Here is a 12,038-nt window from a genome sequence, read left to right on the forward strand (position 1 = left end):
TGATTAGTCACACTCATTCCTTCCGAACAGTATGCGATTCGAACAGTTGGCGCTCGTCGCCGTCTGCGCGCTCCTCGTCACCGCGACGCTTCCGACGGCCCTCGCCGCGAACCAGGAGGTGACGCTCACCGTCACCGTCGTCGATCGGGAGGGCGCGCCCGTCAGCGACGCGGAGGTGATCGCCGAGTGGGCGGGCGGCAGCGCGGCCGACACGACGCGGAGCAACGGCCAGGTCCTCATCGACGTGCCGAAGGGCAGCACGGTCAGCATCTCCGTCGACGACGACCGGTACATACGAAACGATCCGTACGTGATCGAGAGCGCGGCCGGCGGCGAGGTGACCGTCGGCGTCGTCGAGCGCGGGAGCGCCAGCATCTACGTCGGGGACGACGACGGCCCCGTCGTCGGCGCGTCGGTCACCGTCACGCAGGACGGGGACGTCGTGGCGAAGGGGAAGACGAACGAGAACGGTGCGTTCACCACCGGCGACGTCGAGCGGGGGACGTACGGTCTCCGAATCGAGAAGTCGGGGTACTACGTGCTCGACCGCTCGCTCGACGTGAAGGGAGACCAGTTCTGGATGCTCGAACTCGACTCGGGCACGGTCCCAGTCGAGGTCCGGGTGGTAGACGACCACTTCGAGGATCCTCGGCCGGTCGCCGACGCGCAGGTACACGTCGGCGACCACGCGAGCGGTAACACGTCCGAAGACGGACGCTTCACCGCTTCCGTGCCGGTGAACGCAGAGCACGAACTGCGAGTGAGCAAGCCCGGCTACGAGTCGGTGAGCCGCACCCTGTCGGTCGACGAGGACGAGACGACGGCCACCGTCGACATCCGGCGCACCCCGTCGCTCTCGCTCATGGTCGCGAACTCGAAGACGGTCGTGGGGCAGACGGTCATCGTCACGGTGACCGACGAGTACGGCGAGCGCGTTTCGGGTGCGGCCGTCCGCATCGACGGGGAGCGCGTCGGCGAGACGAACGACGAGGGCGTCGCCCGGATCCCCATCGAGGAGGCGGGACCGCGGCGCATCGTCGTCGCCGCGGACGGGGTCACCTCCAACGCGGTAGTGGTAGAGGGCGTGCGCGATAGCGGCTCGTCGCCGAACGGCGACGACGGAGCGGCGTCGGCCGACGTCCCGAACGAAACGGCGACCGACGGGCCGAAGGCCACGGAGGGGGCCGGTCCCGGGTTCACGGGGGGCGCGACGCTGCTCGCCGCCGCCCTCGCGCTGGGTGCCGCCGTCGGTCGGCGGGCGAGGCTATAGAGACCTATCGAGCCATTATAGCGGGATTCATGTGATCGTCGTCCGGAACGGACACTGTGGCGAGCGATAGCGCGAGCGTCCGGGGAATCGTCCGTCAGCTGTTCTCGTTCGAGCGTGACGTGCTCGTCCTCTCGTTGTCGATGTTCGCGTTCAGCCTCGGCTTCCAGATGACCGGCCGCTACATGGGGCGGTACCTGGATCTCCTCGGCGCGAGTGCGGTCGTCATCGGCCTGTACGGCACCGTCGGGAACGTCATCAGTTTCGCCTACCCCTACCCCGGCGGCGCGCTCTCCGACCGCATCGGATCGCGGACGGCGCTCACGCTGTTCGGCCTGCTCTCGACGCTCGGGTTCGTCCTGTGGGCCGCCGCGGGCGCGCTCGGCCTCGGCGTCGGGGCGGTGTTCGTCGGCCTCCTCCTGGTGCAGTGCTGGCAGTCGTTCGGTCTCGGCGCGACGTTCGCCGTCGTGAAGCAGAGCGTGCGCGACGACCGGCTGGCGACGGGGTTCGCGAGCACCGAGACGGTCCGCCGGACGGCGTTCCTCGTCGGACCGCTGCTCGCCGCGGCGCTCGTCGCCCGCTACGGCTTCTCGCTCGGCTTTCGGTACGTGATCGCGGTGGCCGCGGTCGCGGCGCTCGTCGGCACCGTCGCCCAGCACTTCCTCTACGATCCCGAGGGGGACACGCTCGGGAAGTCCTTCGCCGGCGTTGGGCAGTTGGCGGCGGACCTGCGGAACCTCCCGCCGGAACTCCCGCCGCTCCTGCTCGGGGACACGCTCGTACGCTTCGCCAACGGGATGGTCTACACGTTCTTCGTCATCGTCGTCACGCAGTTCCTGCGGGTGTCGGCGACCCTCCCCGTCGTGGGCTACCTCGGGCCGGACGCGTTCTTCGGCGTGCTGCTCGCCGTCGAGATGGCCGTCGCGCTCCTGACGATGGTCCCCGTCGCGGCCCTGACCCGACGGGTCGGGCTGAAGCCGGTCGTCGCGCTCGGGTTCGCCGTGTACGCGGTCTTCCCGGTACTGCTCGTCCACGCGCCCGCCGACCCGGTCGCCGTCGCGCTGCTGTTCGCGTTCTCGGGACTCCGGTTCGCGGGCCTGCCCGCCCACAAGGCGCTCATCGTCGGTCCCGCGGAGCGAAACGCCGGCGGCCGCGTGGCGGGGTCGTACTACCTCGTGCGCAACTTCGTCGTCATCCCGAGCGCAGCCATCGGCGGGGTGCTCTACGGGTACTCGCCCGAACTCGCGTTCACCGCCGCGTCCGCGGTGGGCGTCCTCGGGGTCGTGCTCTTTCTCGCCTTCGGACGGGACTTCGAGGGTACCGCGAGCACCGTCGCGTGACACTCGTGACGCGGTGAACGGACGTTATGACGCCGCGCGCGGTACGGTTCGTCGGTGACGACAGTGCGACCGACCGAGTACCTCACGATCCCGCTGGAGACGTGGCGTGCGGGCCGCGGCACGACCGCCACCGTCGAACGCTACCGACGCCGCCACCTCCGCGAGCACCTGGCGTTCGTCCGCCGCCAGTCGCGCTTCTACAGGGACCGTTACGCGGACGTTCCCGAGGGAACGACCGACCTCACGGCGTACCCGCCGGTGACGAAACCCGAGTTGATGGACCGCTTCGACGACGTGGTGACGGACACGGCGCTCACCGTGGAGGACCTCGACGACTTCGTGGCCGACCACGATCGGATCGGCGAGCCGTACCTTGGGCGCTATCCGGTGTGGACTACGTCGGGGACGACGGGAAATCCCGGAATCTTCGTACAGGATCGCCGAGCGCTCGCGGTCCTCTCCGCGGTAGGTGGGCTCCGCGCGATCGGCCCGTGGCTCGGGCGGGGCGGCGTTGGCGAGTACGTCCGACGAGGCGGTCGACGCGCGCTGATCGCCGCGACCGACGGCCACTACGCGGGCGTCGCCGGCGTCGAGTTCGCCCGGAACCTCGCGCCGCGGCTCGCGGGCGACCGCATCCGCGTCTTCTCCGTGAGCCAACCGCTCCCCGACCTCGTCGCCGCGCTGAACGACTATCGCCCCGCGATGCTCGTCGGCTACGCGACCGTCCTCAGGGAACTCGCGCGCGAACGACGCGACGGACGACTTCGCGTCGATCCGGCGCTCGTCGTGCCGACGGCGGAGACGCTCCCGTCCGCGGGACGCGAGGAACTGGAGACGGCGTTCGGTCGAGTGCGCGAACTGTACGGCGCGACCGAGTTCACCGCCTGTGCGTTCGAGTGTGCCGTCGGAAACCTCCACGCTAACGCCGACTGGGTCGTGCTCGAACCGGTCGACGAGGACTACGAACCGGTCGCGCCCGGGGAACGTTCGCACACCGTCCTCCTCACCAACCTGGCGAACCGCGTCCAGCCACTCGTCCGCTACGACCTCGGCGATCGCCTCACCGCGGTACCGGAGGACTGTCCCTGCGGCAGTCCCCTTCCAGTCGTCGAGGTCGAGGGGCGGACGGACGACGTGCTCCGCTTGCCCGGCGAGGCGGGCGACCGGGTACCGGTGTTCCCCCTCGGGGTCGGCGGCGCGATCGAGGGGACGCCGGGCGTCGAACGGTTCCAGCTGCGACAGATCGAGGACGCGACGCTCGACCTCCGCATTGCGACGAGCGCCGGCGGCGACGCGGACGCCGCCCGGGAGCGCGCGGAGGAGCGCCTGCGGTCGTACCTCCACGAGCAGGGGATCGGCGACGTGATCGTCGTGCACGACGACGAACCCCCACAGCGGGACCCCGACAGCGGGAAGTTCCGGCAGGTGTGGTCCGAGGTCGGTTAGCTGATCGAGTACCCGCCGTCGACGATCAGGCCGTGTCCCGTGACGTAGGACGACTCCTCGGAGAGCAGAAACAGGATCGCGTCGGCGATCTCCCCGGGTTCGCCCAGGCGCTTGAGCGGGTACTGCGCCTCCATCCGCGCGCGAACCTCCTCGGGGTTCGAGCGCGTCTCGAAGTACTGCCGGCCGAGGTCGGTGTCGGTGAACCCCGGGCAGACGGCGTTGGCGCGGACGCCCTTCGGTCCCGCCTCGGCGGCGACGGCCCGCGTGAAGTTGAGCACGGCCCCCTTCGTGAGCGAGTAGACCGCCTGCTTCGGCAGGCCGAGGACGGCCGCGAGCGAGGCGACGTTGACGATCGCGCCGCGACCCTGATCCTTCATGATCGGGAGGGCGGCGTGACAGCCGTGCCAGACGCCGTAGACGTTGATGTCCACCACCCGCTCGAGCACGTCAGTCCCCGTCTCCTCGGTGTACTCGGGCGGGTGGCCGACGCCCGCGTTGTTGACGACGCCGTCGAGGCCGTACTCCTCCGCGGTCGCCGCCACGAGGTCGTGGAACCGATCGCCGTCGGTCACGTCGAGCGCGTGCGAGGCGGCCTCGCCGCCCGCCTCGCGGACGGCGTCGGCGGTTCCCGCGGCGGCCGCCTCGTCCACGTCGGTGGCGATCACGGTCGCTCCCTCCTCGGCGCAGCGCAGCGCGGTCGCCTCGCCGATCCCGGCACCCGCCCCCGTCACGAACACGGTCGCGTCATCGAGTCGCATACCGCCGGATGGTCACGGGGGACGATAACTCCCGGGGGAGACCGCAACCCGTTTGCTCTCGCTTCGCGACTCGACGGACGATGCTCTCGGCAGGCGACGACGCACCCGACTTCGAACTGCTCGATCAGGACGGACAGCCGACCCGACTGACCGACTTCGCCGGTCCGGTCGTCGTCTACTTCTATCCCCGCGCCGACACACCGGGCTGCACGACCGAGGCCTGCGGCTTCCGCGACGCGTGGGACGAGTACGAGGAGCGCGAGATCACCGTCCTCGGGATCAGCGACGACTCGACCGCCGACCTCCGGGCGTTCGCGGAGAAGTACGACCTCCCCTTCACCCTCCTCTCGGACCCCGAGGGGGAGGTGGCCGCGCGCTACGACTCCTACGGCGAGAAGACCATGTTCGGCAACACCTTCGACGGCACGTTCCGCAACACGTACGTCGTCGACGGGGGCGAGGTCGTCGCCGCCTACGAGGGCGTCTCGCCGGAGGGCCACGCCGAGGCGGTCCTGTCAGATCTCGAGGCGCGCGAGGCGTAGGGGAGCCTCGCCGGAAGGGAAAGAGCGAGGCCTCTCGGCGCGGTAGCATCGCGCATGACGCCACCACTCGACGGGCGGACGGCCATCGTCACCGGCGCGAGTTCGGGCATCGGCGCGGCCTCCGCGCACGCGCTGGCGCGGGACGGCGCGAACGTGGTGCTCGCCGCCCGCCGCGAGGAGCGACTGCGAGAACTCGCCGACGCGGTCGAGGACGAACACGGCGGCGAGGCGGCGGTCGTCCCGACGGACGTGCGCGACGAGGGGAGTGTCGAGGCGCTCGTCGAAGCGACGGTCGAGCGCTTCGGCGGACTCGACGTTCTGCTCAACAACGCCGGCCTCGCACGCGGGGCGGGCGTCGCCGACCTCACCACCGAAGAGTACCGGACGATGATGGAGACGAACGTCGACGGGATGTTCTTCGCCACGCGCGCCGCGCTCCCGCACCTCCGCGAGTCCGCGGGGACGCTCCTGTTCGTCGGGAGCTTCGCGGGCCAGTACCCCCGCCCGTTCAACCCGGTCTACGCGGCGAGCAAGTGGTGGACGCGCGGGTTCGCCCTCAGCGTGGCCGCCCGCGTGGGCGACGAGGGCGTCGCGGTAACGGTGATCAACCCGGCCGCCGTGCGCACGGAGTTCGCGGTCTCGGGCGTCGACGAGGAGGAGCCGACCGCGTTCGAGGACCGCTACGAGTACGGCGAGGCGGTCGAACCCGAGGAGGTGGCCGAGGCAGTCGCCTTCGCCGCGCGGCAGGACCCCTCCTACGTGAGCGAACTCGACCTCTACGACCGCGGGAAGCTCTCCCTGTTCTAGCGCACCTCGACCGACAGCGCCGCCTCCGGCGTCCGCGCCGTGCGGACGTACCGGCGCGGGCCGTGTTCGAGGCGGAAGACCTCGATCCGGACGACGAGTCGCCCCGAGTCCAGCGTCGCGCGCAGGATCGGCCCGGCGCTGGTGACGACGACGTACGGCGGCGCGGCGACGGGCTCCGCCGGCAGCTCCTCGCCCGCCGCGTCGACGGCCCCGGCGAGCACCGCCGGGAGCTGTTGCGTGATCCCGGCGTGTGCGAGCGCGGCGCTCAGCGGGTTCGACAGCGAGTCGGCGGCGTCGAGATCCTCGCGCTCCGCGACCGCGTCGGCGCAGTCGAGCACCCGCTCCACGAGCGGTCGGTGTTTCGTCAGGACGTACGTTCGGACGGCCTCGCGCATCGGCTCACCCCGCGGCACAGTTGTTCGGTCCGAGTTCGAGTTCGAACGCCGTCTCGTCGTCCACGTCCTCCCGGCCGAGGTTGACGGCGACGATCTCCTCGTAGTTCGCCGGACGGGAACCCATCCTGTCGAGGACGAACGCGACGAACGCCTCGCGGTCCTGCTCGAAGGCCGGCAGGCGCTCGCGGAGGTCGCCGAGCGCGGCGACGAACGGTCCCGTCGCCGCCACGTCCGGTTCGACGTGCCCCGGCGCGACGGTCAGATCGTCCGGCAGGTCGGCGAACCGCTCGGTGAGCGTCGCGTGGAGGTCGCGGGCCATCTCCCGCGCGCCGTCGTCGCCCGCCGCTCGCTGACTCCGTCCGCTCGCGCGTTCCGAGGCGCGTAGCGCCTCGCGTTCCAGATCGGGGCGCGGAACGCGCTCCAGGAACAGGCCGTCGCCGGTCAGGAGGAGGTCGCCGACGCGGTAGGCGGTCATCTCCGTCGTGTGGCCGGGCGCGGCGATCGCCTCGACGGTGGCCCCCCCGATCTCGAGCGCGTCGCCCGGCGCGAGGAGCGTGAAGTCGTCGGCGTCGGCGAGCCCGCGCCCGACGGCCCCGCTCGGGAGGATGGGTTCGACGCCCTCGGCGGCCAGGTCGTGCACGCCGCTCACGTGGTCCGCGTGGACGTGCGTGTCGACCGCGTAGACCAGTTCGGCGTCGAGGTCGCGCGCGTCCGCGAGATACCGGTCCGCGAACGCGCGCAGCGGGTCGATCACCGCCGCCTCGCCGTCGCTCACCACCAGGTACGCGAGACAGCCGCTGGACGGCCGGAGGTACTGGAGGACGGTCGCCTCTGCGTCCGCGTCCAGTTCCGTGGCCTCGTAGAGGCGCGCCCAGCCCTCCATCCCGTCGGCGAGGTTGATCGCGTCGAAGTCCTCCTCGCGCAGCATGGCGGCCACTTCGTCGCTCGCTTCCCCCTGCGGGCAGACGACGACGACCTCGTCGGGCAGGTCGGACGCGAGGTCGGCGACGCTGTCGGTGGCCCCCGCGGCGACGAAGCGCATGTACGGGATGGCGGACCGCTCGGGCGCGTCGATGCGCCACTCGTCGATCTCGGACCTGTTTCGCACGTCGAGGAGGTGGACGCGCTCCCCGGCCGCGAGTCGGTCGCGGAGCGTCGCCGCGTCGATGGCGTCGGCCGACGCCGTCGATGACTCCTGGCTCATACCTCGACCGAGGTGATCCGCGCCGATAAGCGCCGCGCGACCGTTCCGATTCTCGACACGACCCTACATATGCCGCGGCAGTGTGGAGTCGACCATGGACGCCGACGAATTCACGGCGACCGTCCGGGAGGAGTGCGAGCGAGAACTCGACCGCCTCGGGAGCGAGAAGGCGCTCGTGGCGGCGACCGCGGCGCGGCTCGATCGAGAGCACGTGCTCGCGAGCGCGGCGCGGGCCGAACTCCGCGCCGTCGAGACGTTCGAGTCGTGGGCGGCGAGCGAGAGCGCGGAGGCGGCGCGCGCGGCCTTCGTCGATGCCGCCGAACGGGAGCGCGAGCACGCGGATCGCGTCGTCGCGCTGCTGGACGAGGACGTGGAACCCGATCCCGACGCCGACCCGCTCCACGAGTACCTCCGCGGGCTCGACTCGACCGCCGAACGCGTCGCTGCCGGGATGGTCGGCCGACCGATGGTGACCGACCGCACGCTCCTGCAGACGATCAACTTCTTCGTCAACGAGTCCGACGAGCGGACGGCCGACCGCTTCCGCGAGCTGCGCGGGGAGACGCGGGAGATGGTCGAGGAGGGGGCGCGGCTGCTCGAGGAGGTGTGCGAGGGCGACGACGACTGGGAGCGCGCCGAGGAGGCCGCAGTCGAGGTCGTCGAGCGCGCCTACGAGGAGTACGCCGAAACGCTCGAGGGGATGGGCGTCGATCCCCGACCCGTGTGCTAGGCGCGGGCTCCGAGAGGGCTGGCGAACAGGCGGCACGGTCGCTCCACGGGCCGCTGTGCCGCGCAACCGCAGGACGACCCGTGGCGGGAGTCAGCGCACGGGGACGCTGGCCGCCCCCTCCTACTTGAACTCTTGCTGCGTTCCCACCGATTCCGGCCTACTGCTCGGGCGGTTCGTCCTGGAAGGCGACGACGGCGTCTCGGAAGTCGTCGGGGACGCGCGTCGAACCTCCCGCCTCGTCGACGGCGACGTGGACGACGTGTCCCTCCGCGAGCACCGCGTCGTCCCGCCTCCGGCGGGCGCGGTAGGCGAACCGGACGCTCGACTCGCCGATCGACTCGACCCGGAGGGCGTTGACGAGCACGTCCCCGAAGCGCGCCGGGGCGCGGTAGTCGAGGTCGACGTGGGCAACGTGGACGTCCCAGCCGGCGGCGAGCATCGCGTCGTAGTCGTAGTCGATCGCCCGGAGGTAGGCGTTGACCGCCTCGTCCTGGTAGGTGACGTACTCACCGTAGAAGACGACGCCCTGCTGGTCAGTCTCAGCGAAGCGCACCCGGTTCTCGAACACGTCGTGCATACGGTGGGAAGCGAGGCGACCGGGATAGCTGTTGGCGCTCGTCGCTGACCGCGTCAGTCCGCGTCGGGGCGGGGCCCCCACGCGCGGACGGCGTCGATGGCCCGCCGGGAGAACTCGTGCTCGTCGATGTCGCCCGCTTCGAGGGCACAGAGCCACGACCCGCGCACCTCCCACGTGCCGTGGACCACGCCGTCGGGGTTCGTGACGGTCGCGCCCACGTCCCGGGGTTCCCAGCCGTCGTACTCCCGGAGGGTGACGATCACGCTCCCGACCTGCCGCGGGGGGACACCGCCGGTGGGGAGGACCGTCTCGTAGACCAGTTCGAGCGTCCCGTCGACGCACCCCGCGTCCGTCAGGTAGACGTTCTGGCTCATGAGGTGTTCCTCCAGGTGCTCGTACAGCGCCTCGTCGACCCGGGGCATGGTCGAACGTCGAGGGGCGGGGGATTAAGCCTGCCCGTCGCCCTCGTGGCACCCGTCGCTCCCGCGGTCGCCGGTCCCGCGCGTCCCGCGTCCGGAATCGAGCCCGTACGTCTCCCGCACCGTCCGCGCGAGCAGTCCGTCGCGCCGGAGCGCGACGTAGACGATCACGAACGGATCGTCGTCCGGGTCGAGGACGAACACCTCGTACGGCGGGTCGGCCCCCTCGATGCGGTCGAGCAGCGGTTCGAGGGGCGTGACGCCGTCCTCGAACTCGGCGAAGAGGTCGCGCTCGCCGGCCTGCTCCGCGAAGACGTAGAGGACGCCGTTGACATCGCCGTCGGTGCTCCGCGTGACGCGGGAGTTCATCGCCGCGCCGGTGCGCTCGGCCTCGCGCCAGCAGTCGAGCGCCGCCTCGAACGTGGGGGAGACGCCGCGGGCGAACGCGAACCGCGTCTCGGTCTCGCGTTCGACGGTCGCGAAGCGCGGCCGCTCGCCGGACCAGTCGAACGTCGCGCGGACGGCGTTGCCCGGTTCGAGGGCGGCCACGCGCTCGGCGAGCGGCCCCTCGTATCCCTCGCGGGCGACGTAGACGGGGTCCGCCGTCTCCGCGTCGAGTAGCAGGTACTCGTCGGGCGCACGGGTGCTTGGGAGGACGCGGTAGACGCCGGCGTCGGTCATCGTCGGCGGTTGGCGCGCGCGCGCCGAGTGGCTGTCGGATTCGTCGCGCCCGGTCGCCCGCGTCGCATCGTCCTCGTCGACCGCCCGACCCCCGCTCATAGCCAGCCGAGTCGCCACGCGACGGCGACGATCGACAGCGCGAGGATCGAGAGGACGACGCCGGCGGCGACCCAGACTCGCTCGCGGGCCGCGGCGCGGTGCTCCGCGAGCACGTCGTCGGGGACGACGCCGGCGACGCCCTGCCGGACGAGGACGCCGAGCAGGAGGTCGTCCCCCCACCCGAGCACGGGGATCACGTCGGGAAGGAGGTCCGTCGGGACCAGGAGGTAGGCGACGGCGACCAGCACGAGCGCGGCGGCGCGACGCGGCGTCCGCCGGTCGAGGGCGACGCGAACGAGCGCGTAGGCCTCGACGAGCGCCGACGAGAGGAACCGAACCATCGATCCTCCTACGCACCGCGGCGACTTGAGGCGTGTGCCGGCGCGGACTGACGATTTATCCTCCGGCGGCCGCTAGGGGCAGTATGCGCATCGTCACGCTGCTCCCCTCGGCGACGGAGATCGTCTACGCGCTCGGCCTCGAACCCGTGGCGGTCTCCCACGAGTGCGACTACCCGCCCGAGGCGGCCGAGAAGCCCGCCGTGAACGGGACGCGGATCGACCCGACCGCCGCCAGCGCGGAGATCGACGGCCAGGTGCTCGACGCGGAGCGCGAGGGCGAGGGCGTCTACGAGATCGACCTCGACGCGCTCGCGGAGGCCGACCCCGACCTGATCGTCACGCAGGGGCTGTGCGACGTCTGCGCGGTGGACGAGGTGCTCGTCGAGCGGGCGGTCGGGCGACTCGACCTCGACTGTCGGATCCTGACGACCGACCCCCACAGCCTGGCGGACGTGTTCGACGACGTGCGGCGGATCGGGCGGGCGACGGGTCGAGAGGGTCACGCCGACCAGCTCGTCGCCGAACTCCGTTCGGGAGTGCGCGCCGTTCGGGAGGTCGCCGCCGCGGCGGACGAGCGTCCGCGCGTCGCCGTGCTCGACTGGCTCGATCCGGTGATGACCGCGGGTCACTGGGTGCCCGAACTGATCGAGGACGCGGGCGGCGAGGCGCTGTTCGACGCGCCCGCGTCCGTCCCCCGCGAGTGGGAGGAGATTCGCGAGGCCGACCCCGACGTGCTCGTCGCCGCTCCCTGCGGCTTCGGCCTCGACCAGACCGCGGCGAACCTGTCCGACCTCACGGAGCGTCCGGGGTGGGACGACCTGACGGCGGTCCGCTCGGGTCGCGCCTACGCGATGGACGGACACCACTACGTGAACCGCCCGGGACCGCGCCTCGTCGAGACGCTCGAGTACCTCGCGGCGCTGCTCCACCCGACGCTGTTCGACGCGCCGCCGGAGGACGTCGCCCGCCCGCTCTCGCGGGTGGCGGTCTGAGCGGGCGATGCTCGTCGTTCCGCGCACCGTGCGCGACGCCCTGCTCGCCCACGCCCGCGACGGCGCGCCAGAGGAAGTCTGCGGCGTCCTCGGCGGCGTCGAGGACGGGGAGCGGGCGCGCGTGACCGACCACCGCCGGGTGCCGAACGTCGCCGCGACGCCCGAGACGCGCTACGAACTCGACCCGGCGGAACAGCTGACGGCGATGGGGGCGATCGAGGAGGCGGGCGGGGCGGTCGTCGGCTTCTATCACTCCCACCCGAGGGGGCCGCCGCGGCCGAGCGCGACCGACAGGGCGGAGGCGACCTGGGCGGGGGCGCGCTACGTCATCGTCGTTCCGGGCGAGGAGTCCGTCGGCTGCTGGCGGTGGACGGGCGAGGACTTCGAGCGAGAGGACGTGCGAGTCGGGGCGAGCGAGAGCCGGTGAGCGCCGAACTCGG

At 71.8% G+C, this 12,038-nt stretch carries 15 protein-coding genes; 8 read left to right on the forward strand and 7 right to left on the reverse strand.

Annotated features, from left to right (window positions below; genetic code table 11):
- Positions 1-31 precede the first annotated feature (31 nt).
- From NKI68_RS08950 to NKI68_RS08960, 3 genes are read left to right on the forward strand one after another with little or no spacing between them, the layout of a single operon-like run.
- Entirely contained in the window at positions 32-1,270 is a 1,239-nt protein-coding gene (locus tag NKI68_RS08950) for a carboxypeptidase regulatory-like domain-containing protein (RefSeq protein ID WP_254546370.1), read from the forward strand.
- A gap of 56 nt (positions 1,271-1,326) precedes the next feature.
- Positions 1,327-2,607 (forward strand): MFS transporter, encoded by a 1,281-nt coding sequence (locus tag NKI68_RS08955; RefSeq protein ID WP_254546371.1) that lies wholly within the window; start codon positions 1,327-1,329, stop codon positions 2,605-2,607.
- 54 nt (positions 2,608-2,661) lie between these two features.
- Positions 2,662-4,053, forward strand: a complete 1,392-nt coding sequence (locus tag NKI68_RS08960) for a phenylacetate--CoA ligase family protein (RefSeq protein ID WP_254546372.1) — start codon at positions 2,662-2,664, stop codon at positions 4,051-4,053.
- On the opposite strand, the gene NKI68_RS08965 is transcribed toward NKI68_RS08960, so the two are convergent.
- Positions 4,050-4,811 carry an SDR family NAD(P)-dependent oxidoreductase gene (locus NKI68_RS08965; protein ID WP_254546373.1) on the reverse strand — a complete coding sequence of 254 codons (762 nt, stop codon included), beginning with the start codon at positions 4,809-4,811 and terminating at the stop codon, positions 4,050-4,052. The two genes, NKI68_RS08960 and NKI68_RS08965, sit on opposite strands and share 4 nt — an antisense overlap.
- 80 nt (positions 4,812-4,891) lie before the next feature.
- Here NKI68_RS08965 and bcp point away from each other — a divergent pair, with 80 nt between their 5' ends.
- Both bcp and NKI68_RS08975 read left to right on the forward strand, forming a co-directional pair.
- Positions 4,892-5,353 (forward strand): thioredoxin-dependent thiol peroxidase, encoded by a 462-nt coding sequence (gene bcp, locus NKI68_RS08970; protein ID WP_254546374.1) that lies wholly within the window; start codon positions 4,892-4,894, stop codon positions 5,351-5,353.
- Between the two features lie 54 nt (positions 5,354-5,407).
- On the forward strand, positions 5,408-6,160 hold the full coding sequence (locus NKI68_RS08975) for an SDR family oxidoreductase (protein WP_254546375.1): 753 nt from the start codon (positions 5,408-5,410) through the stop codon (positions 6,158-6,160).
- On the opposite strand, the gene NKI68_RS08980 is transcribed toward NKI68_RS08975, so the two are convergent.
- Complete coding sequence (locus NKI68_RS08980) at positions 6,157-6,555, reverse strand: DUF7988 family protein (protein WP_254546376.1); 399 nt, start codon at positions 6,553-6,555, stop codon at positions 6,157-6,159. The two genes, NKI68_RS08975 and NKI68_RS08980, sit on opposite strands and share 4 nt — an antisense overlap.
- A gap of 4 nt (positions 6,556-6,559) precedes the next feature.
- A complete protein-coding gene (locus NKI68_RS08985) occupies positions 6,560-7,759 on the reverse strand; it encodes an MBL fold metallo-hydrolase (RefSeq protein WP_254546377.1) in 1,200 nt (399 codons plus the stop codon).
- Positions 7,760-7,853: 94 nt separating this feature from the next.
- Here NKI68_RS08985 and NKI68_RS08990 point away from each other — a divergent pair, with 94 nt between their 5' ends.
- The gene (locus tag NKI68_RS08990; protein ID WP_254546378.1) at positions 7,854-8,489 is read left to right on the forward strand and encodes a rubrerythrin family protein; all 636 of its coding nucleotides are present in this window, start codon (positions 7,854-7,856) and stop codon (positions 8,487-8,489) included.
- Positions 8,490-8,646: 157 nt separating this feature from the next.
- On the opposite strand, the gene NKI68_RS08995 is transcribed toward NKI68_RS08990, so the two are convergent.
- The 4 genes from NKI68_RS08995 to NKI68_RS09010 form a co-directional block, all read right to left on the reverse strand.
- Entirely contained in the window at positions 8,647-9,066 is a 420-nt protein-coding gene (locus NKI68_RS08995) for an acyl-CoA thioesterase (protein WP_254546379.1), read from the reverse strand.
- Between the two features lie 53 nt (positions 9,067-9,119).
- Entirely contained in the window at positions 9,120-9,488 is a 369-nt protein-coding gene (locus NKI68_RS09000) for a DUF8159 domain-containing protein (protein ID WP_254546380.1), read from the reverse strand.
- Between the two features lie 24 nt (positions 9,489-9,512).
- Positions 9,513-10,166, reverse strand: a complete 654-nt coding sequence (locus NKI68_RS09005; protein ID WP_368410977.1) for a DUF6663 family protein — start codon at positions 10,164-10,166, stop codon at positions 9,513-9,515.
- Between the two features lie 95 nt (positions 10,167-10,261).
- Positions 10,262-10,606: a YkvA family protein gene (locus NKI68_RS09010; RefSeq protein ID WP_254546382.1), complete on the reverse strand. Its 345-nt coding sequence runs from the start codon at positions 10,604-10,606 to the stop codon at positions 10,262-10,264.
- 83 nt (positions 10,607-10,689) lie between these two features.
- Between NKI68_RS09010 and NKI68_RS09015 the strand changes: the two genes are divergently transcribed.
- Positions 10,690-11,598: a cobalamin-binding protein gene (locus NKI68_RS09015; protein WP_254546383.1), complete on the forward strand. Its 909-nt coding sequence runs from the start codon at positions 10,690-10,692 to the stop codon at positions 11,596-11,598.
- Positions 11,599-11,605: 7 nt separating this feature from the next.
- Complete coding sequence (locus tag NKI68_RS09020; RefSeq protein WP_254546384.1) at positions 11,606-12,025, forward strand: desampylase; 420 nt, start codon at positions 11,606-11,608, stop codon at positions 12,023-12,025.
- Positions 12,026-12,038 lie beyond the last annotated feature (13 nt).

Origin of the sequence: Halomarina pelagica (genome assembly GCF_024228315.1) — an archaeon.
GTDB lineage: Archaea > Halobacteriota > Halobacteria > Halobacteriales > Haloarculaceae > Halomarina > Halomarina pelagica.

What these genes read in the sequence shown, in the direction of transcription:
- NKI68_RS09015 (WP_254546383.1), top strand. Translation starts at nt 10,690, where the DNA reads ATGCGCATCGTCACGCTGCTCCCCTCGGCGACGGAGATCGTCTACGCG.
- NKI68_RS08965 (WP_254546373.1), bottom strand. Translation starts at nt 4,811, where the DNA reads ATGCGACTCGATGACGCGACCGTGTTCGTGACGGGGGCGGGTGCCGGG.
- NKI68_RS09010 (WP_254546382.1), bottom strand. Translation starts at nt 10,606, where the DNA reads ATGGTTCGGTTCCTCTCGTCGGCGCTCGTCGAGGCCTACGCGCTCGTT.
- NKI68_RS08985 (WP_254546377.1), bottom strand. Translation starts at nt 7,759, where the DNA reads ATGAGCCAGGAGTCATCGACGGCGTCGGCCGACGCCATCGACGCGGCG.
- NKI68_RS08950 (WP_254546370.1), top strand. Translation starts at nt 32, where the DNA reads ATGCGATTCGAACAGTTGGCGCTCGTCGCCGTCTGCGCGCTCCTCGTC.
- NKI68_RS09005 (WP_368410977.1), bottom strand. Translation starts at nt 10,166, where the DNA reads ATGACCGACGCCGGCGTCTACCGCGTCCTCCCAAGCACCCGTGCGCCC.
- NKI68_RS09000 (WP_254546380.1), bottom strand. Translation starts at nt 9,488, where the DNA reads ATGCCCCGGGTCGACGAGGCGCTGTACGAGCACCTGGAGGAACACCTC.
- NKI68_RS08995 (WP_254546379.1), bottom strand. Translation starts at nt 9,066, where the DNA reads ATGCACGACGTGTTCGAGAACCGGGTGCGCTTCGCTGAGACTGACCAG.
- NKI68_RS08990 (WP_254546378.1), top strand. Translation starts at nt 7,854, where the DNA reads ATGGACGCCGACGAATTCACGGCGACCGTCCGGGAGGAGTGCGAGCGA.
- NKI68_RS08975 (WP_254546375.1), top strand. Translation starts at nt 5,408, where the DNA reads ATGACGCCACCACTCGACGGGCGGACGGCCATCGTCACCGGCGCGAGT.
- NKI68_RS09020 (WP_254546384.1), top strand. Translation starts at nt 11,606, where the DNA reads ATGCTCGTCGTTCCGCGCACCGTGCGCGACGCCCTGCTCGCCCACGCC.
- bcp (WP_254546374.1), top strand. Translation starts at nt 4,892, where the DNA reads ATGCTCTCGGCAGGCGACGACGCACCCGACTTCGAACTGCTCGATCAG.
- NKI68_RS08980 (WP_254546376.1), bottom strand. Translation starts at nt 6,555, where the DNA reads ATGCGCGAGGCCGTCCGAACGTACGTCCTGACGAAACACCGACCGCTC.